Origin of the sequence: Psychrobacter sp. TWR1-1-1, from assembly GCF_049895865.1 — a bacterium.
GTDB lineage: Bacteria > Pseudomonadota > Gammaproteobacteria > Pseudomonadales > Moraxellaceae > Psychrobacter > Psychrobacter immobilis_A.
Map to the genome: position 1 here is coordinate 17,795 of NZ_JAFCTE010000014.1, position 22,440 is coordinate 40,234.

The window sequence follows — 22,440 nt, forward strand, 5'->3', positions numbered from 1 at the left end:
TTAGCCATTTTCAGCCCATGTAGATGTCCATCAATTGAACTGAGGACACGCCTTAATGAGTTATGGCTGAATTAGACCATGACGAATGGCCAAATGTGTTAACTTCACATCGCTATCAACCCCAACTTTTTCATAAATACGATAGCGGTAAGTGTTGATGGTTTTGACACTCACAAATAGTTGGTCAGCGATTTGCTGTGGGCTTTGACAGTTAACGACCATCATTGCCACCTGTTTTTCGCGATCACTCAGTAAGTCAAAAGGTGAGTTGGCATTATCTGACAGCAAAACATCAGCCAGTTGCTCAGCGACATCTTGGCTAAAATAACGACCACCTTGATAGATTTTTTTGACAGCGCGAATCATCTCATCGAGCGGCGTGCCCTTCGTAATATAGCCATTGACCCCCGCTTTGATAAGCATCGAAGGATACGGCTGCGCTGACATACTACTGACGGCTAATATTTTGATACCCATATCCAGCTGAATTAAGCGTTTGGTTGCTTCAAGCCCACCAATATTAGGCATATTGACATCAAGCAAAACCACATCAGGGCGTAATTGTTTGGCCAATTTTATGGCCATGTCACCGCTGTCCGCTTCGCCGATTACTTCGATATCGATACTATCTGACAACATGCGGCTAATACCCATTCTCACCAAATCATGATCATCTACTACCAGTACTTTAATCATAACGATACTCTTTGTTGTGTGTCAGAATGAAGGCTTTTATTGACGCTAAATGACAAAAAATAAAATCATTAGAGTCGTTTTTTTAGTTTTTGAAAAAAATAAAATATTGCTAATCTTTTAGATAGATACCATTGTTTAATATAACAGAAAACGAATAATTACAGTGTTCAAAGTTAAGATATATTGCTGAAATGTGAGTCAATGTTTCTGTAATATAAAGTGGTTGTAGTAAAATTTGAATTACACCAAAATAAATTATTAAATCAGCTTGATACATTAAACTTAAATGCAAACCATGATACACTAAAAATACAAAAACTCTATACGAGTACTTATAAACCCATTCATAAACGCTACGTACGTTGTTGCTATTGGTTAGTATGTAACTGATTCTCTAATTAACAGCATCGTGACAGCAGGAGGCATAATGAAGCAACTACCATTAACCAAACAGCAATTAATCGCTGCTATGATTTCATTGAGTTTGGGCAGTGTTGCACAAGCGGCACTTACTATTAATGGTAGCGCCGACACTAGCTCTAGTGCTCGCATGAGTTGGGGCGGTGCCGATAGTTTGTCTGAAGCACGCAATATTATGTATAAATCCAAAGGCTCAGCTATCAAGAAAGTTGATAGTGGTAATGGTACGACCAGTATCACCAACGCCAATAGCTTCGGTAGTAGTAATAACAGTTACAATAGCAGTAATAGCTACAATACAACGTATCGTGGCTCATTTGGTAGCAGTAACATGATACCGATCAGCACTGATTCGCGTAGTGTCGCGGTCATCGATGCTGAAACGGGCGAATCTATTTATGAAAAAGATGCTGACATTGCGCGCCCAATGGCCAGTATCTCTAAAGTGATGACGGCTATGGTCGTATTGGATGCTGGTCTCGATATGCGTGAAGAACTCACACTCGATCCAGAAGATTTCGTCGGCCCTAAGCGTGCCAGCTCTAACCTTAAATCAGGCGATCGTTTGAATCGTGCTGAGATGTTGCTGATGGCACTGATGAAATCAGAAAATCCAGCAGCAAAGAGTTTAGCGCGTAATTATCCAGGTGGCTATACTGCCTTTATACGTGCCATGAATCGTAAAGCTCAAGATCTGGGTATGACCACGGCTTTCTTTGGTGATCCAACGGGTCTTGATAAGCGCAACGTCGCTTCATCAAATGACTTGGTTAAAATGGTTCGCGCGGCGGGTAACTATGACGTGATTCGTCGTTTCTCGACTACCAAGAGCTATGACTTTTATGTTTCTAACTACTCAAGTGGTAACCGTACTTATAAAGCCAATAACACCAGTAGCTTGGTTCGTGCCGGTGATTATCCAATTGGTATCTCAAAAACAGGTTTTATCAATGAAGCTGGTCGTTGTGTGGTCATGGAAACGCGTGTGAATAACCGCCCAGCAATTATTGTCATCTTAGGAGCGAACAGCTCAGCCACACGTTGGGGTGATGCCAAAAATATTCTAAACAGTCTAGCGACACGCCGCACGGTATAACTTTACTGTTTTAGCATTTATAAAAAGGCTGTTATTCGATATAACAGCCTTTTTATTGTGTTGAATTTAAGGTGTGTCTTTAATTTAATCAATGGACTTCTACATGGGCTAAAAAATTATCTCATTTTTATCTCCATTTTTAAAATGAGGACACACTCTAGGAAAAATAATATGACCCAAACACCGACTGTTATATCAGCGCCAAAATTATATTTACTGACCAATGACGATGAGTTTGCGCTGCTGTATCGCAAATTAGAAGCAGCACTAGCAACAGGATTCATCGCGCTATTACAAATTCGTCGCAAGCAGATACTGGCGCTACCTGATGGTGAGTCTCGTCTATACGAAGAGGCTAGACAAATAGTTGAGTTGGCGAAAGCGTACAACGTACCAGTCGTCATCAATGACAATATTAAATTGGCTGCCAAGCTCGGCGTTGGTGTGCATTTGGGTCAACAAGATGGCGAAGTCACTGATGCTAAGCACGAACTCCAACCAAACCAAGTGATCGGACGCACTTGTCATGGCAATGTGGAATTGGTTGAAGAAGCAAAAAATGAGGGCGTAAGCTATGCCGCTATGGGTGCGATTTTTACCTCAAATACAAAACCTAACGCCAATATTATCTCGCGCCAGCAGCTCATAGATGGCTGTCAGCAAAATATAGCGATATGTGTCATCGGTGGCTTGACGGCAGAAAATGTCACCGAGCTGGCAGGTTTGCCGATTACTTACGTGGCGGTCGTTGGGGATATTATGGATTTGCCTGTGGATCAAATCGCTGCGCGCTGTCAACAATGGCAGCAGGCATTCTCTCAATGGAAAATGCCTACTTGATCACTAGAACTTTGATTTGGAATGGCTGTCGTAGAGTAAAATGGGTCGTTATTCAGCATGTTCCATACATAGGGTAGCGTAAGGCAGTGCTTGTAAGCGCTGTTCTTCAATTTGCTCACCGCAGACTTCACATTTACCATAAGTCCCGTTTTCAATACGGCTTAGTGCATTTTCGACATAGATCAAACTTTGACGGGCTTCAACCATCAAATTTGTACGCATGTCGTTTTGACGATAAGAGATGGCTTGGTCTTCCCAATGCTCATTGAGGTCGTCTTGCGGGTTTTGGATATGATCTTCGATTTTATCGATACGAGTCTCATATTCTTCTTTAAGTGTCAGTAGGTCTTGTTTGGCAGCTTGAAGGTCGATACTCATTGGGTTCTCCTAATGGGTTATTTTTATTGTAGGTATTATTTATTATCAGTACTAATAGCATCTTAAACAGCCTTATTACTAAGTGCCACCACGAAATGTTACTGATTTTTATTAAAATTTAGCCATTTGTCTTATTTTTATCCCCATTTTCAAAATAAGGACACGCCCGAGTAAAATTTAATCGTGCGTTCTTTATGAGCACTTGCTAGAAAACTGCTAGAATACACCGCCTCAAATTCTTGCTTGGTTACTTTTATAAAGCCACAGACAAGAGCAGCCGATTTGATAAAAATTTTTCAGCAATGAGTAAAAAGCCAACCGATAGATTAACAAGAGATGATGCATAGGAGCAGGTAATGAATTTTTTGCGTATGAGTGAGCTGAGCTTAACGGATAAAGTGGTGTTGATTCGTGAAGATCTCAATGTGCCTATTAAAAACGGTAAAGTCGCCAGTGATGCACGCCTGCAAGCCAGTTTGCCTACGATTAAGATGGCGTTAGAAAAAGGCGCAGCCGTTATAGTTTGTTCACATTTAGGTCGTCCAACTGAAGGCAGTCCTGAGTCGATATATTCGCTAGCACCAGTTGCTGAGTATTTAAGTGATAAATTAGCCACACAACTTTCAAAGCCCGTTAGCTTAAACAATGACTACCTTACAGAGGGCGTGGCAATTCAAGCAGGCGAGGTCGTGCTATTAGAAAACGTACGCTTTAATCAGGGCGAAAAGAAAAACGATGCGGATTTAGCACAGAAGTACGCTGACTTATGCGATGTATTCGTGATGGATGCATTTGGCACCGCACATCGCGCACAGGCCTCAACAGAAGGCGTTACCCAAGCTATGCATCGAGCAGGAAAAACAGCTTGTGCAGGACCTTTATTGGCGGCTGAGCTTGATGCGTTAAGCTTGGCACTTGAAACCCCAGCACAGCCAATGTTGGCAATCGTTGGTGGTTCAAAAGTATCGACAAAGCTAGAAGTGCTGCACAGTTTGTCTGAATTATGCTCGCAGATTATCGTTGGTGGCGGTATTGCGAATACCTTCCTAGCCGCGCAAGGTCATAGCGTTGGTGCATCACTTTATGAAGCGGACTTGGTTGAGACAGCTCGTGACATTATGACTAAGGCTGAAATTTTATTACCTGAATATGTTGTCGTTGCTGATAAAAATGAGATTGATTTTGCTGACTTCACAGGCTCATTACAACAAGCCACTGCGACCATCAAATCTGTCGATGCGATTGGCGAAAATGATATGATATTGGACATCGCTCCAGAAAGTGCTAAGCAATTAGCGGATGCTATTATCAATGCAAAAACCATTTTATGGAATGGTCCGGTCGGTGTTTTTGAAGTCGATGCTTTTGGTCAGGGCACACAAATCATAGCAAATGCCGTTAAAAACAGCGAAGGATTTTCGATTGCTGGTGGTGGTGATACGCTTGCTGCAATTGATAAATATCAAGTGGCAGATGGCGTTAGCTACATGTCAACAGGTGGTGGCGCATTTTTAGAGTTTGTAGAAGGCAAAGTATTGCCTGCGGTTGCTGCTCTACAGATTGTTACGTAGCACTTTAACGATATTTAGCAGATGAGTAACATTAGCCGTACAATTTAGCCTCATCATCTCATGTACGCTGTATCAATAATATTTTGGCTACTATTCTTATGTTGTTGTTTTAAGAGAAATAAGAGTCAGTGGCCACTCATTATTATTAAGTAGTAATTATTTGTTTCTATACTGAAAATTATGATTGCATGTCTAATTTGCACTCTATAAAATAGCGCAAATCATGTATTTGACATGCTTTATTTATGAGGGATTTATTATGTTAAAACGCCATTTATTACTTGCTAGCGTACTTGCTGGTACTTTTGCAATCACTGCATGTAGCCAACAAACAGAAGAGAACGCCGAAGCTGCTGTTGAGTCTGCTGGTGATGATGTTGCTGCTAACGCTGATACTGCCGCTGCTGAAACAGAAGCCGCTGCTGCTGAAGCTGAAGTTGCTGCACAAAATGCTAGTACTGAAGTTGCCGAAGGCGCTGAAACTGCCGGTGTTGCTGCTACAGATGCACTAAAAAACACTGGTGAAGCAGTTGTGGTAGGCGCAAATGAAGCCGTTGCCAAAACTGCTGAAGTGGTTGCCGATGGCGCATCTGCTGTTGAGAATAAAGCCAGTGAAAACGCAGTAGAAGCAGAACAACAGTATTAATCATCAATACATAAGCAACTGAACCTAAGCCATTGAGCTACTAATTTATCGATTGATGAATAGCTTATTAAGCTGTTGGTTGCAGATATTGATTGCTGTATAAGCCCTCAAAATATTTAAAAAGCTTTGGTGATAGCCAAGGCTTTTTTGTATTTAAAATTATAATCTAGAGGTTAGGGTGTGTCCTCATTTTTAGCCCATTTAAATATCCATTGATTGAATTGAGGGTAGGCCCTAGTCAGTCAAAAATATGGTGCACAAGGTTTATCCGTTTTTTCAATTAGCTGCGTATCATATGGAACTTATCAAGTTACTTTATAAAACTCGCTATCATTCTGTTTGTTGAATCAAGCAAAGAAAGAAATAGTCGGTTAACCGCTACGAAGCGCTAGCAATTTTTGCTATAATCACGGCGTAATAATTACGATCAAAAAACACCAGTTTTTTGCTGGTCTGGCTATTATCAGGCTAGGGTTTTAGGGCAATTGTTGCAACATCGTATTTTTAAGAATGATTTCTTAATATCATATTCAAAATTTAATCAGAGAGCGTCTTATGGCTTTAATATCGTTACGTCAACTTCTAGATCATGCCGCCGAAAATAACTACGGTGTCCCTGCTTACAATGTCAATAATTTAGAGCAGATGCGTGCAATCATGATGGCAGCCGACGCCTGTGATTCTCCTGTTATCGTACAGGCTAGTGCTGGTGCACGCAGTTATGCGGGCTCTGCGTTTTTGCGTCATCTGATTATTGCTGCTATCGAAGAGTGGCCACATATTCCAGTCGTTATGCATCAAGATCATGGTATGTCACCAGCGATTTGCCAACGCTCAATTCAGCTTGGCTTCTCATCAGTAATGATGGACGGCTCGCTCGGTGAAGATGGTAAAACGCCAATGGATTATGATTACAATGCCAGCGTGACTCGCGAAGTTGTCAAGATGGCACATGCGTGCGGTGTTTCAGTAGAAGGTGAAATTGGTTGCTTAGGTAGCCTTGAGACTGGTATGGCTGGTGAAGAAGACGGCTCTGGCGCAGAAGGCGTATTAGATCACGAGCAGCTATTGACCAGTGCTGATGAAGCAGAACAGTTCGTTAAAGACACCAACGTCGATGCGTTAGCCATTGCTATCGGTACCAGTCATGGTGCGTATAAATTCACCCGTCCACCGACAGGCGACATTCTATCGATTGAGCGCGTAAAAGAGATTCATGCCCGTATTCCTAACACTCATCTGGTCATGCATGGCTCGTCATCAGTGCCGCAAGAGTGGCTAAAAGTCATCAATGAAAATGGTGGCAACATCGGTGAGACTTATGGTGTACCGGTTGAGCAAATCGTTGAAGCGATTAAGCATGGCGTACGTAAGGTAAATATCGATACCGATTTGCGTTTGGCATCAACGGGCGCTATTCGTAAATTCCTTGCTGAAAACCCGAGTGAATTTGATCCACGTAAATACTTCAAAGCCTCTATGGTTGCGATGTCAGATATCTGTACCAATCGTTTCGAAGCCTTTGGTTCTGCGGGTCAGGCACATAAAATTCGCCCAATTAGCCTTGAAGGTATGGTCGATTTTTATAAATAAGCGTTGCCAACAAGATATGCTTATTTAATAGCATTTATCATTAAATAGCAGCTCAGTTCATTTTTTATATCAGCTCTAATAAAGGTAGTGGATTATGATTGGATTGATTAGTGGTCAAGTGCAGTATTTGATGGCACCGACTGCCTGTGTCATGACTACTTCTGGTGTCGGCTACGATATAGAGCTGCCGCTACCGTCATTTTGCCAGTTGCGTCTCAATGAACAGGCGAGCATTTGGACGCATTTTCATGTACGTGAAGATGCGCAGCTACTTTATGGCTTTATCGATCGTAAAGAGCGTGACGTCTTTCGTCAATTGATCAAGATCAATGGCGTTGGCGCAAAAATGGCGTTAGCAATGCTATCTGCGATGTCAGCTGCTGAGCTAAAGATGCATGTCGAGCAAGAGTCAGAGACGGCATTAACCCGTATTCCGGGTATCGGTAAAAAGACAGCGCAGCGCTTATTGATTGAGTTAAAAGATAAGCTGAAAAATATCGAAGTCGATAGCAGTCATTTAGAGTTTGCCATGCAACCTGCTGAGGTGTCTCACGAGGGCAGCATCATCGCTGAGGTAGAAGGCGCGTTGATTAGCTTGGGCTATAAAGAAAGAGAGGCACAGCAAGCGATTAAAGCTGCTAAGAGTAATGGTAATACCTTTGCCGATACGCAAGGTTTACTAAAAGCCACATTGCAACAGTTGTCAGGATTTTGATTCATTCAGCTCACTATTATTAATAAGTATCAATAACTCTTAAACAGATAAGCGACATTCATTGTCGCTTATTTTCGTTTTAGGCTGTGCTTTATTTGGTAGCTGCTTTATGATGTTTTGCATGACTTATACGTAGCGTTTGGTTATGCTATTTATACCTGTTCTTTAAAAATAATGATTTAATATAATGATAAAACCTATGATGCAAGATCGTTTGATTAATCCATTCGAAGGGGCAGGCGATGCGCCTGATTCTAATATTCGACCGGCATTATTGGCTGAATACATTGGTCAGCCAGTGGTACGTGAGCAGATGGAAGTGTTTATTGGCGCAGCGCGTGGTCGCAATGAGCCGTTGGATCATACGCTTATTTTTGGTCCACCGGGGTTAGGTAAGACAACCCTTGCCAATATTATCGCTCGTGAAATGGGTGGTAACTTGCGTTCTACCTCAGGACCTGTGCTTGAACGCCCCGGTGATTTGGCAGCCATGCTGACCAATCTAGAAGAGGGTGATGTGCTATTTATCGACGAAATTCATCGATTGAGTTCTGTTATTGAAGAGATACTGTATCCCGCCATGGAAGATTTTCAGCTGGATATTATGATTGGTGAAGGGCCTGCGGCACGCTCTATCAAGCTGGATTTACCGCCGTTTACCTTAGTCGCGGCAACCACGCGAGCAGGATTATTGACCTCACCACTGCGTGATCGTTTCGGTATTGTGCAGCGGCTCGAATTTTATAATATTGCTGATTTGACCACGATTGTGAGTCGTGCCGCCCGTTTGATGCGTGTACCGATGAGTGAAGATGGCGCGGTGGAAATTGCTCGCCGTGCGCGTGGTACGCCAAGGATTGCCAATCGTCTATTACGCCGTGTACGTGATTATGCTGAAGTGAGAGGCGACGGTAGCATTAATGGCGCGATTGCGGGCAGTGCGCTCGATATGCTGGCAGTTGATAGACGTGGTCTTGATCATTTGGACAGACGTTATATTGAGATATTGCACGAACGTTTTGATGGTGGTCCAGCTGGCGTTGAAGCGGTAGCAGCAGCAATGGCTGAAGATCGCGGTACGCTTGAGGATGTGATTGAGCCATACCTTATTCAGCAAGGCTATGTATTACGTACCGCACGTGGACGCGTACTGACCCAGATGGCGATTGACCAAATGTTATGAAATTAGCCTAAAAAATGCCCCTACGTTTAATACTCTAGTTAAACGTAGGGGCATTTTTTAGGCTTTGGTTTCTTATAATCACCATTTAACAGTTAAACAGTGGGTAAAGCCTCAGGCCATATTTTACCTGGATTTAAGATATTGTTAGGGTCAAGTGCTGATTTAATTGCTTGCATCAGCACTAAGGCGTTACCGTGCTCTTGCTGCATATATTTTTGTTTGCCTTGCCCGATGCCATGCTCACCTGTACAAGTACCATCCATCTCAATAGCGCGGGTAGCTAAGCGGCTAATAATGCCGTCAGCGGTAGCGATTTCTTCAGAATTTTCAGTATCGACCAATAACAAAACATGAAAATTACCATCGCCGACGTGACCGACGATAGGCCCAATCATGCCCGACGCTTCGATGTCTTTTGCTGTCTCACTGACACATTCTGCTAAGCGTGAAATGGGCACACAAGCATCCGTCGATAAGGCGCTGGCTTCAGGACGTAGAGCAGAGCTGGCATGATAAGCGTTATGCCGTGCTTGCCACAGACGCTTGCGCTCGGCTTCATTGGTATCCCAAGCGAAGTCACGACCGCCGAATTCTTCGATAATATCCGTAAACATTTGAGCTTGTTCAGCGACGCTGGCATCTGTGCCATGAAACTCTACAAATAGGGTAGGCGTCTCATCCAGATCAAGATTGGCATATTGATTACAGGCTTTAATTTGCATGGCATCAAGTAACTCAATGCGCGCAATCGGCAAGCACATTTGAATGGTCAGCATCACTGCCTGACAGGCATCTTCAATCGTTGGGAAATGGCAAATACCGCTACCAATGCATTCGCTAATACCGAACAGTTTAAGTGTGACTTCGGTGACGATACCAAGCGTACCCTCTGAGCCGATCATTAATCTCGTCAAGTCATAACCCGCTGCAGATTTTTTGGCACGGGTACCAGTGCGGACAATCTCTCCACTCGCGGTGACTATCTCAAGCGCGAGTACCACGTCTTTCATCGTGCCATAGCGTACCGCATTGGTGCCTGAAGCGCGAGTGGCGACCATACCGCCGATACTGGCATTGGCACCCGGATCTATTGGAAAAAACAGTCCTGTATCACGTAAATAGTGATTGAGCTGCTCACGTGTGACACCTGGTTGTACGGTCACTGTCAGATCTTCATTATGTACCTGCAATATTCCATCCATCGCGTGCATATCGATGCATAATCCACCATATGGCGCATTTAATTGACCTTCTAAGGATGAGCCAATACCAAATGCAATCACTGGCATTTGATACTGATTGCAAATCTCCACCGCAGCTGCTACCTCGTGCTTATCTTGTACTGTCAAGACGGCATCGGGTGGCTGATTGGCAAGCCACGTCATCGTATGCCCATGCTGCTCACGTACCGTTATATTGGTAGTAAGTTGTTTACCGAAACGAGTTTGTAAGGCAGCAATAGCCTCGCTGTGGTCTTTTTTAGCAATTGATATTTTAGCGGTAGACATGGGTGACTCCTATACAGGGCGTCTTTTTTAACGACACAATGAGAAATGAGGCAATGTAAAAACTAAGCTCTCACTCACTTTAAATATCACTAAAAAGCAATGAAAGTGAGTGAGAGCTTATTGAATAAAAATTAGATAGTAATGGCTATTAACCAATACTTATTTTTATTAAAAATAACAGAGCGTTAGGCGAAAATACGCCAAACGACAACCAAAATAGCCAATATATAAAAGATAGGCGAGAGCCAGCCAACAACCTGTGTTGCAATGGCGATGAAAATGGCAAAACCTGACAGTGCTAGCCAATCTCGGCGGCGATCATTAAGCATATCCGCACGAATTTGTTGTATTTCTCGCAGTTGACTGTCTTGGCGTGACCCTTGTGAGGCAATGCTTTGTAAGCCTTGATCCAGTAGCTTTGGAATATCAGTCGTCGATAATAAAATCTCTGGCAACTGTTGGCGTAAGTGTTGCAAGTTACGCATCGGATCGAGCTGCTCTTTAATCCAGCTGCTTAAAATCGGCTTGGCAAGTGACCAGATATCAAGGTCAGGATACAAGTCGCGACCGAGTCCTTCGACATGAACCAAGGTCTTCAATAGCAGCATGAGTTGCGGTGGAATACTCATATGATGACGGCGAGCGATATCTAAAATCTGCATTAAGACACCAGCAAAGTCGATATCATTAATAGATTTTTGTAGCATAGGTCCAACCGTGCGTTTCATATCGCGCATTAGGGCATGCTTGTCTGTATTTGGTGGAATCCAGCCAGCTCTACTGACGATATCAACCATCGCCGTAAAGTTGTTATTCATCACCGCCAACAGCATGCGCGCCACAATGAGCTGATCGTCTTTTGATAGCGTACCCATGATGGCGCAATCAAGCCCGATATAGCGCGGCTCGTGCCCTAAGTCAAACGCTGCCATATCGGCAGTGAGCGTTTTAACCGGTGGCGTCTCTACAAAGACATTACCCGGATGCATATCGGCATGAAAAAAGTTATCGCGGAATACTTGGGTAAAAAATATCGTTAAGCCTTTTTCTGCTAGTGCTGCTCGGTCATAACCAAGCTTATCAAACACTGCAACTTGCGAGATAGGAACGCCTTGGATACGCTCCATGACCATCACATTTTTGGCAGAATCATAGACTTCTGGTACATACATCAATGCGGAACCCAAGAAGTTGTTGCGCATCTGAGTGGTATTGTCTGCCTCTAAGGTCAAATCCAACTCGTTTAACATCACTTGGCGATAGTCTTCGACAATATCGACGATATGGATGGCACGTGCCGCTTCAATACGCGCAGATGCCCAATTGGCCAGCTCACGTAGTAGCTCAAAATCAGCAATAATGGTGGTACGAATATCAGGACGCACCACTTTTACCACCACTTCACGACCATCATGCAGCGCAGCAGTATGTACTTGGGCAATAGAAGCCGCCGCTAGAGGTTTGACATCAAAGCGTGCGAACAAGGTACCAATCGATTGACCAAGACCGTGTTTAGGGTCTTGGATTTGGGTAATGGCCACATCAGAATTGAAAGGTTTGACTTTGTCTTGTAGCTGAACCAATTGCTCGATAATCTCAGGCGGCACTAAATCGCGACGCGTTGACAATAGTTGTCCGAGCTTTAAAAACAGTGTGCCCATGTCTTCAAGCGCATATTTAATCGCATTGGGTTGGTGTTTTTTACCCCACGCCGCTGGATGTAGGCGAATCAAACGCGCCAAAGGTTGCAGCTGTGGCGCGTCTTCGATAGAAAGATGAGTATCGATGCGATAAGTTGCGGCGATACGCCAAAGCTCAAGTAAACGGGCGCGATGAGATAATAGCATGAGGTATGGGTACTCTAAAAAAAGTCGAAAATAGGGTGGGCACTGCACTTATTTATAAACTGTGCTTGTCTATAAATTGCACTTATCTATAAAAAGCGCTGTTGATAATAGGATTTAGCGATCATCGACGACAACAGTTATTGATGAAACGAGTTATTGAGAAAGCGTGCCTGTTCATCTTTGATAGCAGCAAGTTTGGCCTCTTCACGTTCGACATCAGCCCGCAGCTTTAACAGTTGCTGCTTAAGATCATTTACTTCTGCTGCCTCGGTAGGATCAGGAGCACTATTACCTGCTACCTCATTAGCCCAGTCGCTGACATCGTCAAAAGCGCGTTTGGCACTATGGCGCCAGCTGCCTTTAAGCTGCGATATAAGCAGATGCAACTGACTGGCCATCGGCTTACCAATAAATGGCTCAAGCTGTCCTGCAACATCTGGATCGAAACCTGCGACCAGTTGTTTGAGCTGCATTAGTACCTTGTAATCACCCGCGATAGGCAGGTTGCCCTCAGTGCCACGCATCAGATTCAGCAGTTGCGCTGGGTTATCTACAGTAATGGTACAGTCTGGGCGACTATGACCAATCCGTGCGCGCTCCATAGTGGCTTGTTGGTGCTCGTTCATCGCGCCACTTTGCTCAAACATGCTGTCTGTTGTCACCGGCTCAAAACGCAAACGCTCATGAGTGAATAAAATATCCAAACGAATCTCAGGCATGGCCATATTGAGTCGCAACACTTTGCCAGCAAGCGGTGCCAATCCTGATTTGGTAATTTCATCACTCGCAATAGCAAGGTTAATCAGCTTTTCGGCACCCGCCAAAAGTAGAACAGTCAGCATAAGGCTCTCGCATAGTCAGTTGAGCGCCTTAAAAGAGCGCATCATTTGTAAAGGTCAGTTGCCACCACTTTACGTGATGGCATGTCTATTACTATGTAATGTAATTTAAAACTTAATCTTACGCTTTAAAGCCGCGATGGACAGCGACAATACCAGCCGTCAAGTTATGATAATCACAATTTTCAAAGCCCGCTTGCTGCATCATTTGTTTCAACGTCTGTTGATCAGGATGCATACGAATCGATTCGGCCAAGTATTGATAACTCTCAGAATCATTGGCAATCAGCTTGCCCATAATAGGTAAGGCGGTAAATGAATATAAGTCATAGGCTTTAGACAATGGCTCAAATACAGGTTTTGAGAACTCCAAAATTAATAAACGTCCACCTGGCTTCAGCACGCGATACATCGATTTGAGCGCTGCGTCTTTGTCCGTGACATTACGTAGACCAAAGCTGATAGTAACCAAATCAAAGCTATTGTCATCAAATGGTGCGAGTGTTTCTGCATTGGCAAGTACAAAATCGACGTTATTGCAGCCAGCATTGATTAAGCGTTCACGACCGACTTCTAACATGGCGGCATTGATATCTGATAACACTACATGACCGTTTTTGCCGACTTCACGACTAAATACTTTGGCTAAATCACCTGTACCACCAGCGATATCAAGCACATGTTGACCCGCACGCACGCCTGACAAGCTAATCGCATAACGCTTCCATAAGCGATGAATACCGAAGGACATTAAGTCGTTCATGATGTCATATTTTTTGGCGACTGAGGTAAATACGTCCGCCACGCGCGCTTGTTTTTCAGCCTTATTGACGGTCTTGTAGCCAAAATGCGTTTCTTCATTACCATCAACATCAGGTGTATGCGGATTATTGATGTCATCACGCTGGTTAAAAAGCGTTTGTTTGGCGGTTTGTGTTTGTGCAGATGCATTATCTACAGTGTTGCTATTGGCGTTGTTACTGGTAGTATGGTTTGGCATAGTGGTTTGTTGGCCTTGTGGCGTTCCCGTTGGTAGGTCTTGGACTTGTGTAAAGTCATTTTTCTTACTGTTTTCTACGCCAGCATCAATACCCGTATTAAGCGTGGTATTAGTTTCATAGTTTTGACGTGCTTGCACTTGTGCCGTGATGTTTTGATTGTGGGTGATGCTATCTCTGACCAATTTATCTTGCAGGTGACCATTGATGGTAGGTTTTTGATTGAGATGCGCGTTGTTATTATGGGTGTTATCGGTCATAGCATTATCCTGTTATTCACTTTTATGATTATTGGTTTGCAAGGTATAAAATAGTAGCTAACCAAGCAAATGATACGTCTATCATACACCAAACGTCATTGGCTTACCGCCATTATCCGTCTCATGAACACGGTCAATAATCTCAAGCTCACGCTCACAAAATGGTTCAATGAAACCACTGACACTGTCTAACGGACGCATCGCGATAAATCCAGCATTAATAAATTCATATAAGGGTTGATAGTTGTAACGGTAGGCGGTGCCTTTAGCCAAGGCAAAGGCTTTTTGCAACATAAAAGAGTTTATATATTTATCGGTACGATAGCACACCTCTTTTAAATGACCGATTTGGATACGTCTGGTGTCGGCTTCATTGACCGCACGATAGGCGTTCAGCATGTTGTCTTCGTTAACGGCTAAATCTTGAGCCAATAGCCATTCTGCTAAATGTAAATCCAGCTCTATCGCTAAGATAGCGGCTTGTATCGCCATGCTGCCGGTTTCTAAAGCCGCTGCTGGCGCAAAACGCTCGACTTTTTGTGCCTTGGGTACAATGCGTTCTAACTGTTTGGCCAACAATTTAAACTCATCGCCGCCATACAATTGTGTCAAAAAATAATCTGCCATCAACTGATTTTGAGGTTGCTCAAACAAGTCTTTGTGAGTGTTTTGAATACGATCTCGTTGCCAAGCTTGCACCTCGCTAAGTTTATCGTTTAATGCCAAATCTTCATGATAAGGCAGTGCCCAAAAACGGTTCAAATGTTGTTGTAAATCGGCTAAAGAGGCCATGGTTAGTAAACCTGCATAAAAGTAAAGAGAGTTAAAAGGTTGCGAATAAAAAGCTCAGGATAAACCATGTTTTATACTTTTGGTTTTTGTATTTATAGAGCGTGATTACAGCATGTGTCTGAGATTGTGTTCACCTTAAAAGAAAATAAAGCAGAATACAAATGTCAAACTGTTACATAGCAGCGTTATTTACCGAATTGCTGCAATGCTATGATGACGCTAATATGCTTTCAATCATAGGATGATGACAGTTATGAGCAAAAATAATAAGACGGCTGAACCCACCGCACCACAAGCGCTAAGTGCACAATTTAGTGAGAAAATTGTCTGTGAGCGCTTAACTCCCAATCCCCTGAGCCAGTTTTCTATGGACAAAGATGCACTGAGATTGGCACTGGTCACGGCCCAATATGCTCTACGAGCAACGCGGCAACAGACGCCACCAACCCTCAATAAACCAACAGGGTTATTGGTATTGGTCAATGGTATGGAGCAGGCAGGCAAGGGCACTGCTGTCAAGCAATTGCGACAATGGGTAGATCCTCGACTACTTAAAGTTGAGGCAACCGTTGGTGATTGTCCCTTAGCGTATCAGCCGATTTGGCAAGCACATACCAAGGCATTACCCCGTCATGGCGATGTGATGGTTTATTTTGGCAACTGGTATGCTGACTTGCTTTATAACGTCATGCGTATGGCAACGTCAGACAACGACAAGACGTTGCCGATTGCGCAATGGCAAGCCTATTTACAGCAGCAGCTTATTAAGCTACAAGCATTCGAACAAGACCTAGCTGCCAATCAAACCCGACTGCTTAAATGCTGGTTCCATGTCGATATCGAAACGTTGCAAGCGCGACTGAATGACGATGAAGCCGATCCGCAGTTTTTATACCAAATTGACTGGAATAGTAAAAAAGTTATCGAAACCTTTAATCAAGTGGCTACCGTTCTGCTACGCCAGCAAGATGATTGGATCATCATTGATGGTGATGACAAATCAGATGCGGCTGACCATTTTTGCCATGAAGTGCTACAAGCGATGCAAACCGCGCTAATAAGTAGTAAAATCAATAAAGTACAAACCTCTGATAAATCAAAGGCTAAGAAGCAAGCTCAGCAAGCACTCAAATCAGCAAAGTTTGAACCTGTAAAAATTCCTAAATGTTTAAAAGATATCGATGAGGCAGAGATTGACAAGTCGGACTACCGTGATGCGTTGGTAGAAAAACAAGTTCGCCTTGCACAGTTGCTGCGTGCGCGCAAAGGGCGTCATATCGTTTTTGCCTTTGAAGGAATGGACGCTGCTGGCAAAGGTGGCGCGATTAAAAGATTGGTTGCGCCTCTCGACCCACGCGAGTATCAAATTTATAATATCAGTGCGCCAATGCTGTATGAGCTGCAACATCCCTATCTATGGCGTTTTTGGACCAAACTTCCGAACGAGCAAACCGACCGTATTAGCCGTATTGCCATTTTTGATCGGACTTGGTATGGGCGCGTTTTGGTTGAGCGCATTGAGGGTTTTGCCACGGATGAAGAATGGCAGCGTGCTTACGATGAAATCAATCGCTTTGAGGCGGATTTAGCCGCGGCGGGGACAATCGTTATCAAATACTGGTTGGCTATCGATAAAAAAGAACAGCTTAAACGTTTTGAGGCACGTCAAAAGACACCGCACAAGCAGTTTAAGCTGACGGATGATGACTGGCGTAACCGTGATAAATGGTCGGATTATGTGCAGTCTGCGGCGGATATGCTGGCACGTACCGATACAGAGCACGCACCGTGGTGCGTCATCGCGACCAATGAGAAGCGTCAAGCACGTTTGGATGTTTTAGATCATGCGATTAAGCAACTATCAGCGGTGTGTGGCAGCTGATATGCGATTGGTCATTCAATTAGGTAGCTGGTTACAAAGCGCCATAATTATATATTTAACGTTAAATAAATTCAGGGAAAGAGAGTATAATGCTGCGTTACAGCAGGATGTTTTCTAACACATATGCTGGCAGTTACAAATCTTGCAATATCATCATGCATTATGCGCTTATATTTAATATAATAGGCGCGTAATAGCTCCTGCTGTGCACGAAACTCACTGAGTGAGTAGAGTGTTTTTACCCTTTGACACAGACATTTTAATCACTCTGGTTAATAAATTTGGCAAAGGTTCTTACAATAGCAGTTATTAGAACCAAAATTATTACTACGACATATCTAAGCCGCAAGCTGCTGTAATCAGACGATTTGGCAATATTCCTTGCGGCTTTGTGACATATTGAGTGATGTGTTTTACCTTATTTACTGCCTTTACGTAAAATAAAATACGAGTAAATAAAAGATAAGCGTTAGGGTAGAGCACCAAGATAGCAGTAAGAAAAACCGTTTTTAGCAAGCATATTGCGCGTTTCATATACGTTATATTAATGTCAGAAGTTATCACGAGCATTATTAATAGCCGCGCAATGTCATCAACCGCCTATAATTTCAATCAGCTTACGCAGGACGTATCAACGTATGGGTATTAGCAACAGTTCTACAGAGCCAGCCAAATCAGTCGGTTCTATGAGAATAAATCTATTTTTTGCCATTTTACTGATTGCGATGACCGCCTACTTTTTGTGGTGGGGTCTAGATTACACGATGCGTCAACAGACGACGCTATTTATTGTGGCCACTGCTTTTGGTGTCTTTATGGCATTCAATATTGGTGGTAACGATGTCGCCAACTCCTTTGGTACCTCAGTAGGTGCAGGGACGTTGACTATCCCGCAGGCACTGGGTATCGCAGCGATATTTGAAGTATCCGGAGCCGTACTGGCAGGTGGTGAAGTCACCGATACCATTCGAAGCGGCATTGTCGATTTAGATGGCCTTTCGGTAACGCCCAACCAATTCATTTATGTCATGCTGTCAGCGCTCATCGCTGCCGCATTTTGGCTGTTATTTGCCACTAAAAAAGGTCTGCCCGTTTCGACCACGCACGCCATTATTGGCGGCGTTGTTGGTAGCTCTGTTGTATTAGGTATCACGTTAGGTGGTACTGAAATGGCATTATCAACGGTGAATTGGAGTACGATTGGCACCATCGCGATTTCTTGGGTATTATCACCGCTATTGGGCGGCGTTTTGTCCTATGTATTATATGGACAGATTAAGAAAAACATCATTGAATATAATGATAGAACAGAGGCGCACATTGCGACTTTGAAAGGCGACAAAAAAACCTTAAAACAAAACCACAAAGAATTTTTGGACGGTTTAACAGAATCAGAACAGCTGGCCTATACGTCAGCGATGTTACGTGATCAAGAAATCTATAAAGATGATGATTGCGATGTTGAAGATTTAGAGACTGACTACTATAAACAGCTTTATGAAATTGAAAATGAACGCAGCAACCTTGATACGCTAAAAGCGTTGAAGCAATGGGTTCCTATCATTGCGGCAGCAGGCGGCGCGGTCATGGCCTCTTTGGTCATCTTTAAGGGTCTAAAGAATGTCAATAATGGCATGACGACGCTGCAAGGCTTTTTAATCATGGGTATGATCGCGGCGCTGGTGTGGCTTGCGACCTTTATCTATACCAAGAGTATCCGCGGTAAACATAAAGAGGATTTGACCAAAGCGACGTTTATTATGTTTAGCTGGATGCAAGTCTTTACCGCCTCTGCTTTTGCCTTTAGCCACGGCTCAAACGATATTGCCAATGCAGTCGGTCCTTTTGCCGCTATTATGGATGTTATCCGTACCAATAGCATTGCGACTGAAGCCGCTGTACCACCTGCGGTTATGCTGACTTTTGGTGTTGCGCTTATCGTTGGTCTTTGGTTCATTGGTAAAGAAGTTATTCAAACGGTTGGTACCAACTTGGCAAAAATGCATCCCGCTTCTGGTTTTTCAGCTGAATTGGCTGCGGCTGCAGTGGTAATGGGCGCGTCAACCATGGGTCTGCCCGTATCAAGCACGCATACCTTGGTCGGTGCAGTACTGGGTATCGGTATCGTCAATAGAGACACCAATTGGGCGTTGATGAAACCTATCGGTTTGGCATGGATCATTACTCTTCCTGCAGCAGCGGCAATGTCTGCAATCAGTTATATTATTTTGGTCAATATTTTTTAACACGTACGCTTATTAAGGTTTTTGCTTAAATCTTATTTAACCTTATTTATAAGCACGTTTCAAATAAAAAACGCTTATCAGCATCATGCCGATAAGCGTTTTTTTTATGTCAAGTTAAGGTCTATTCGGTACCAAATTGTTTGCGTTTTTTGGCAAAGAAGCGATCTAAGCGGTCCATGGCATCTTCTAAATCATGTAGGTTTGGCAAAAATACCAAGCGGAAATGATCGGGCTTATCCCAGTTAAAGCCTGTTCCTTGCACCATTAATACATTTTCTTCAACAAGCAAATCCATCATAAATGCCATATCATCTTCGATAGGGTAAATATCAGGATCCATCTTTGGAAAGCAATAAAACGCGCCTTGTGGCATGGTACAAGAGATACCTTTGATCGCATTAAGTCGTGACACGGCCATTTCACGCTGCTTATATAAGCGCCCACGCTCTGACGTGAGCTCTTTCATGCTTTGATAGCCACCCATCGCCGTTTGGATGGCATATTGACCTTGGACGTTGGAACACAAGCGCATAGACGCTAACATGTCCAAGCCTTCGATAAAGTCAGTGGCATGGTGCTTTTTGCCAGACACCATCATCCAACCTGCGCGGAATCCCGCGATACGATGCGATTTAGATAAGCCGTTGTATGAGAGCACCAGCACATCATCAGTCAAGGTGCTCATTGGGGTGTGTACCATATCATCATAAAGAATACGATCATAAATTTCATCGGCCATGATGATTAAATCATGCGCTTTAGCGACCTCAATAATTTGTTTCAGCAATTCATCACTATAAAGTGAACCCGTTGGATTATTAGGGTTAATCACCACGATACCTTTGGTTTTAGAGGTGATTTTAGATTTAATATCTTCGATATCAGGATGCCAATTATCGTCTTCATTACAGCGATAATGTACCGCTGTGCCGCCAGCTAGGTTCGCCGCTGCCGTCCAAAGCGGGTAGTCTGGCATTGGGATAAGCACTTCGTCACCATCATTCATTAAAGCCTGCATGGTCATTACAATCAGCTCAGAAACTCCGTTGCCCAAATAGACGTCACGGACATCAACTGCCGATAGCAACCCCTTTGATTGATAGTACTGTAGGACAGCTTTACGCGCTGAAAAAATCCCTTGCGAGTCGGAATAACCGGTCGCGTCTGGTAGGTTCATCGCCACATCGCGCAAAATCTCATGCGGGGCTTCTAGACCAAAGGGGGCTGGGTTACCGACGTTCAGCTTTAATATACGTTTGCCTTCGGCTTCCATCTTATTGGCTGTTTGTAGTAGCGGACCGCGAATGTCATAGCAAACATTTTGTAATTTATCCGATTTTTTTATTGTGTTCATAGTGTGACCACTCATAGGGTTATTTTGTGAGTTTGTATCTATAGTAGGAGTTGTAGTTGTTTGATTGGCTTGGGAGTCATGTATCTCGTCAGTTTGAGCAGATGACGTATTTTGACTATTCTTATTATGAGAATGAGCGCTCTTACTCACCTCTTTATTATTACTGTCGTTTTTTAGTTCACCGCGTAACAGATAGCCTTCGCTGCAGCCTAAAATGTGTGCGAGCGTTGGCAGCCTAGATGACACAATGCCATTGGTGCCACGCTCCCAATTTGAGATAGCCCCGCGACTGACTTTTGCGCCTGCTGCGGTCATGGCTTGCGCTAATTGTTCAGCAGTCAGCCCTTTATCACGACGTAGCTGTACCAGTCTTTCGGCTTGTGAGCCTTTATTCTTGTCATCAGCCATAGTCATTCAAGCCTTTATTCAGTAGTTGGTAATCGAGAGAAGGAAAGCAGGCATTTGTTTTAATTAAGCCTTAATGCAAGATATTATTGCATTATCAGTATCAATGCAAGCTGTTTTTAAGGGTAGTGTATTTGCCAATGCAAGAATAACTTGCATTGGCAGTATTATCGCTGCCTCATTGCTGCTCTACTAGGCCGTGTCCTTATTTTAAAAATGGTAATAAAACTGAGATAAATTGTCGTTAAACAAGGAAAGTAGTGCAAATAATATCGAGATATTGATAAGCTATTTGACGATGTTTGGCAAAATTTAGCCATTTTTAGCCCATTTAGAAGATAATCGATTGAATTGAGGACACGCCCTAGATATCAAACTTCTTTCAGAAAGTTATTGTCATGGCTACATCTGTATTCATTGATATGTTAAGAAAATTTGCTGTATTTTATTTATCATAGCTTTTTCAATACCTTACGCTATCACTTGTTTATGATGGTTTTCTTGTAATGTATGCCTTGAATATTGAGTGGATAAACAATAGATAAGACCCATCGTTTTTATAAAAATATGGCGATAAAGTGTTAGTTAATAGCAGATAAAAGCTAATGCTAATGGATGAGATAATACATACCTAAATTAAGGATACATTATGCAAGACAATCAACTTAGCCAAGAAGAGATCAGCCAATTAACAGAAGCTGATTGGAAAGAGCGTTTGAGTGCTGATGAATATCACGTGATGCGTGAAAAGGGTACAGAACGCCCATTTACGGGCGTCTATAACGATGCGACTGATGACGGTATTTATCGCTGCAAAGGCTGCGGTGCGAGCTTATTTGACTCAAGCAATAAATTTGATGCCAGCTGTGGTTGGCCAAGTTTTGACCAAGGAGTTGATAACAGCGCTATCGAGGAGCATGTGGATAATTCGCTGGGCATGACGCGGACAGAAGTGACCTGTAGTAACTGCGGCGCACATTTAGGCCATGTCTTCCCTGACGGCCCAAGCGAGACGACAGGGATGCGCTATTGCATCAATTCTGTGTCTATTGATTTAGATAAATCTGAAAAGTAATTGGTAAAATAAATTGCTTAGAGTATTTTAGAATCATGGCAGGGCAGCGCGAGATGCTGCCTTGCCAGTGATTAGCATTATGAATATTTTCACTGT

Annotated in this window: 18 protein-coding genes; 10 read left to right on the forward strand and 8 right to left on the reverse strand. The window is 43.3% G+C overall.

Going from position 1 to position 22,440, the window contains the following annotated elements:
* Positions 1 to 60: 60 nt before the first annotated feature.
* Positions 61 to 696 carry a response regulator gene (locus ACP69U_RS11775; RefSeq protein WP_055123802.1) on the reverse strand — a complete coding sequence of 212 codons (636 nt, stop codon included), beginning with the start codon at positions 694 to 696 and terminating at the stop codon, positions 61 to 63.
* A gap of 427 nt (positions 697 to 1,123) precedes the next feature.
* On the opposite strand from ACP69U_RS11775, the gene ACP69U_RS11780 reads away from it, so the two are divergent.
* Together ACP69U_RS11780 and ACP69U_RS11785 are read left to right on the forward strand one after the other, a co-directional pair.
* Complete coding sequence (locus ACP69U_RS11780; RefSeq protein ID WP_045451193.1) at positions 1,124 to 2,212, forward strand: serine hydrolase; 1,089 nt, start codon at positions 1,124 to 1,126, stop codon at positions 2,210 to 2,212.
* Between the two features lie 171 nt (positions 2,213 to 2,383).
* Positions 2,384 to 3,052: a thiamine phosphate synthase gene (locus ACP69U_RS11785; RefSeq protein ID WP_314884836.1), complete on the forward strand. Its 669-nt coding sequence runs from the start codon at positions 2,384 to 2,386 to the stop codon at positions 3,050 to 3,052.
* Positions 3,053 to 3,100: 48 nt separating this feature from the next.
* Here ACP69U_RS11785 and ACP69U_RS11790 read toward each other — a convergent pair whose 3' ends face one another.
* Complete coding sequence (locus ACP69U_RS11790) at positions 3,101 to 3,430, reverse strand: TraR/DksA family transcriptional regulator (RefSeq protein ID WP_193008300.1); 330 nt, start codon at positions 3,428 to 3,430, stop codon at positions 3,101 to 3,103.
* A gap of 356 nt (positions 3,431 to 3,786) precedes the next feature.
* Here ACP69U_RS11790 and ACP69U_RS11795 point away from each other — a divergent pair, with 356 nt between their 5' ends.
* The 5 genes from ACP69U_RS11795 to ruvB all read left to right on the forward strand — a co-directional run bounded on the left by ACP69U_RS11795 (position 3,787) and on the right by ruvB (position 9,138).
* Positions 3,787 to 5,001, forward strand: coding sequence for a phosphoglycerate kinase (locus ACP69U_RS11795; protein WP_314884834.1), 1,215 nt, complete (start codon positions 3,787 to 3,789; stop codon positions 4,999 to 5,001).
* A 259-nt stretch (positions 5,002 to 5,260) separates the two neighbouring features.
* A complete protein-coding gene (locus tag ACP69U_RS11800) occupies positions 5,261 to 5,647 on the forward strand; it encodes a hypothetical protein (protein WP_314884833.1) in 387 nt (128 codons plus the stop codon).
* A 555-nt stretch (positions 5,648 to 6,202) separates the two neighbouring features.
* Complete coding sequence (gene fba, locus ACP69U_RS11805; RefSeq protein WP_045446949.1) at positions 6,203 to 7,240, forward strand: class II fructose-bisphosphate aldolase; 1,038 nt, start codon at positions 6,203 to 6,205, stop codon at positions 7,238 to 7,240.
* 94 nt (positions 7,241 to 7,334) lie between these two features.
* A complete protein-coding gene (gene ruvA, locus ACP69U_RS11810; RefSeq protein WP_045446946.1) occupies positions 7,335 to 7,955 on the forward strand; it encodes a Holliday junction branch migration protein RuvA in 621 nt (206 codons plus the stop codon).
* Between the two features lie 202 nt (positions 7,956 to 8,157).
* Complete coding sequence (gene ruvB / locus ACP69U_RS11815) at positions 8,158 to 9,138, forward strand: Holliday junction branch migration DNA helicase RuvB (RefSeq protein ID WP_314884892.1); 981 nt, start codon at positions 8,158 to 8,160, stop codon at positions 9,136 to 9,138.
* 92 nt (positions 9,139 to 9,230) lie between these two features.
* Here ruvB and ACP69U_RS11820 read toward each other — a convergent pair whose 3' ends face one another.
* The 5 genes from ACP69U_RS11820 to ACP69U_RS11840 form a co-directional block, all read right to left on the reverse strand.
* Complete coding sequence (locus ACP69U_RS11820; RefSeq protein ID WP_314884830.1) at positions 9,231 to 10,646, reverse strand: FAD-binding oxidoreductase; 1,416 nt, start codon at positions 10,644 to 10,646, stop codon at positions 9,231 to 9,233.
* A gap of 185 nt (positions 10,647 to 10,831) precedes the next feature.
* Positions 10,832 to 12,493 carry an ABC1 kinase family protein gene (locus ACP69U_RS11825; protein WP_314884829.1) on the reverse strand — a complete coding sequence of 554 codons (1,662 nt, stop codon included), beginning with the start codon at positions 12,491 to 12,493 and terminating at the stop codon, positions 10,832 to 10,834.
* Positions 12,494 to 12,630: 137 nt separating this feature from the next.
* Positions 12,631 to 13,335 carry a hypothetical protein gene (locus ACP69U_RS11830; RefSeq protein WP_314884828.1) on the reverse strand — a complete coding sequence of 235 codons (705 nt, stop codon included), beginning with the start codon at positions 13,333 to 13,335 and terminating at the stop codon, positions 12,631 to 12,633.
* 118 nt (positions 13,336 to 13,453) lie between these two features.
* Positions 13,454 to 14,590 carry a bifunctional demethylmenaquinone methyltransferase/2-methoxy-6-polyprenyl-1,4-benzoquinol methylase UbiE gene (gene ubiE / locus ACP69U_RS11835; protein ID WP_314884827.1) on the reverse strand — a complete coding sequence of 379 codons (1,137 nt, stop codon included), beginning with the start codon at positions 14,588 to 14,590 and terminating at the stop codon, positions 13,454 to 13,456.
* 81 nt (positions 14,591 to 14,671) lie between these two features.
* Positions 14,672 to 15,382, reverse strand: coding sequence for an FFLEELY motif protein (locus tag ACP69U_RS11840; protein WP_193008285.1), 711 nt, complete (start codon positions 15,380 to 15,382; stop codon positions 14,672 to 14,674).
* 253 nt (positions 15,383 to 15,635) lie between these two features.
* On the opposite strand from ACP69U_RS11840, the gene ACP69U_RS11845 reads away from it, so the two are divergent.
* Complete coding sequence (locus ACP69U_RS11845) at positions 15,636 to 17,264, forward strand: ATPase (protein ID WP_193008283.1); 1,629 nt, start codon at positions 15,636 to 15,638, stop codon at positions 17,262 to 17,264.
* Positions 17,265 to 17,902: 638 nt separating this feature from the next.
* Positions 17,903 to 19,510: an inorganic phosphate transporter gene (locus ACP69U_RS11850; protein WP_193008281.1), complete on the forward strand. Its 1,608-nt coding sequence runs from the start codon at positions 17,903 to 17,905 to the stop codon at positions 19,508 to 19,510.
* 121 nt (positions 19,511 to 19,631) lie between these two features.
* Here ACP69U_RS11850 and ACP69U_RS11855 read toward each other — a convergent pair whose 3' ends face one another.
* Complete coding sequence (locus tag ACP69U_RS11855) at positions 19,632 to 21,272, reverse strand: aminotransferase class I/II-fold pyridoxal phosphate-dependent enzyme (protein WP_390890574.1); 1,641 nt, start codon at positions 21,270 to 21,272, stop codon at positions 19,632 to 19,634.
* 646 nt (positions 21,273 to 21,918) lie between these two features.
* Here ACP69U_RS11855 and msrB point away from each other — a divergent pair.
* The gene (gene msrB, locus ACP69U_RS11860; RefSeq protein WP_045448234.1) at positions 21,919 to 22,344 is read left to right on the forward strand and encodes a peptide-methionine (R)-S-oxide reductase MsrB; all 426 of its coding nucleotides are present in this window, start codon (positions 21,919 to 21,921) and stop codon (positions 22,342 to 22,344) included.
* Positions 22,345 to 22,440 lie beyond the last annotated feature (96 nt).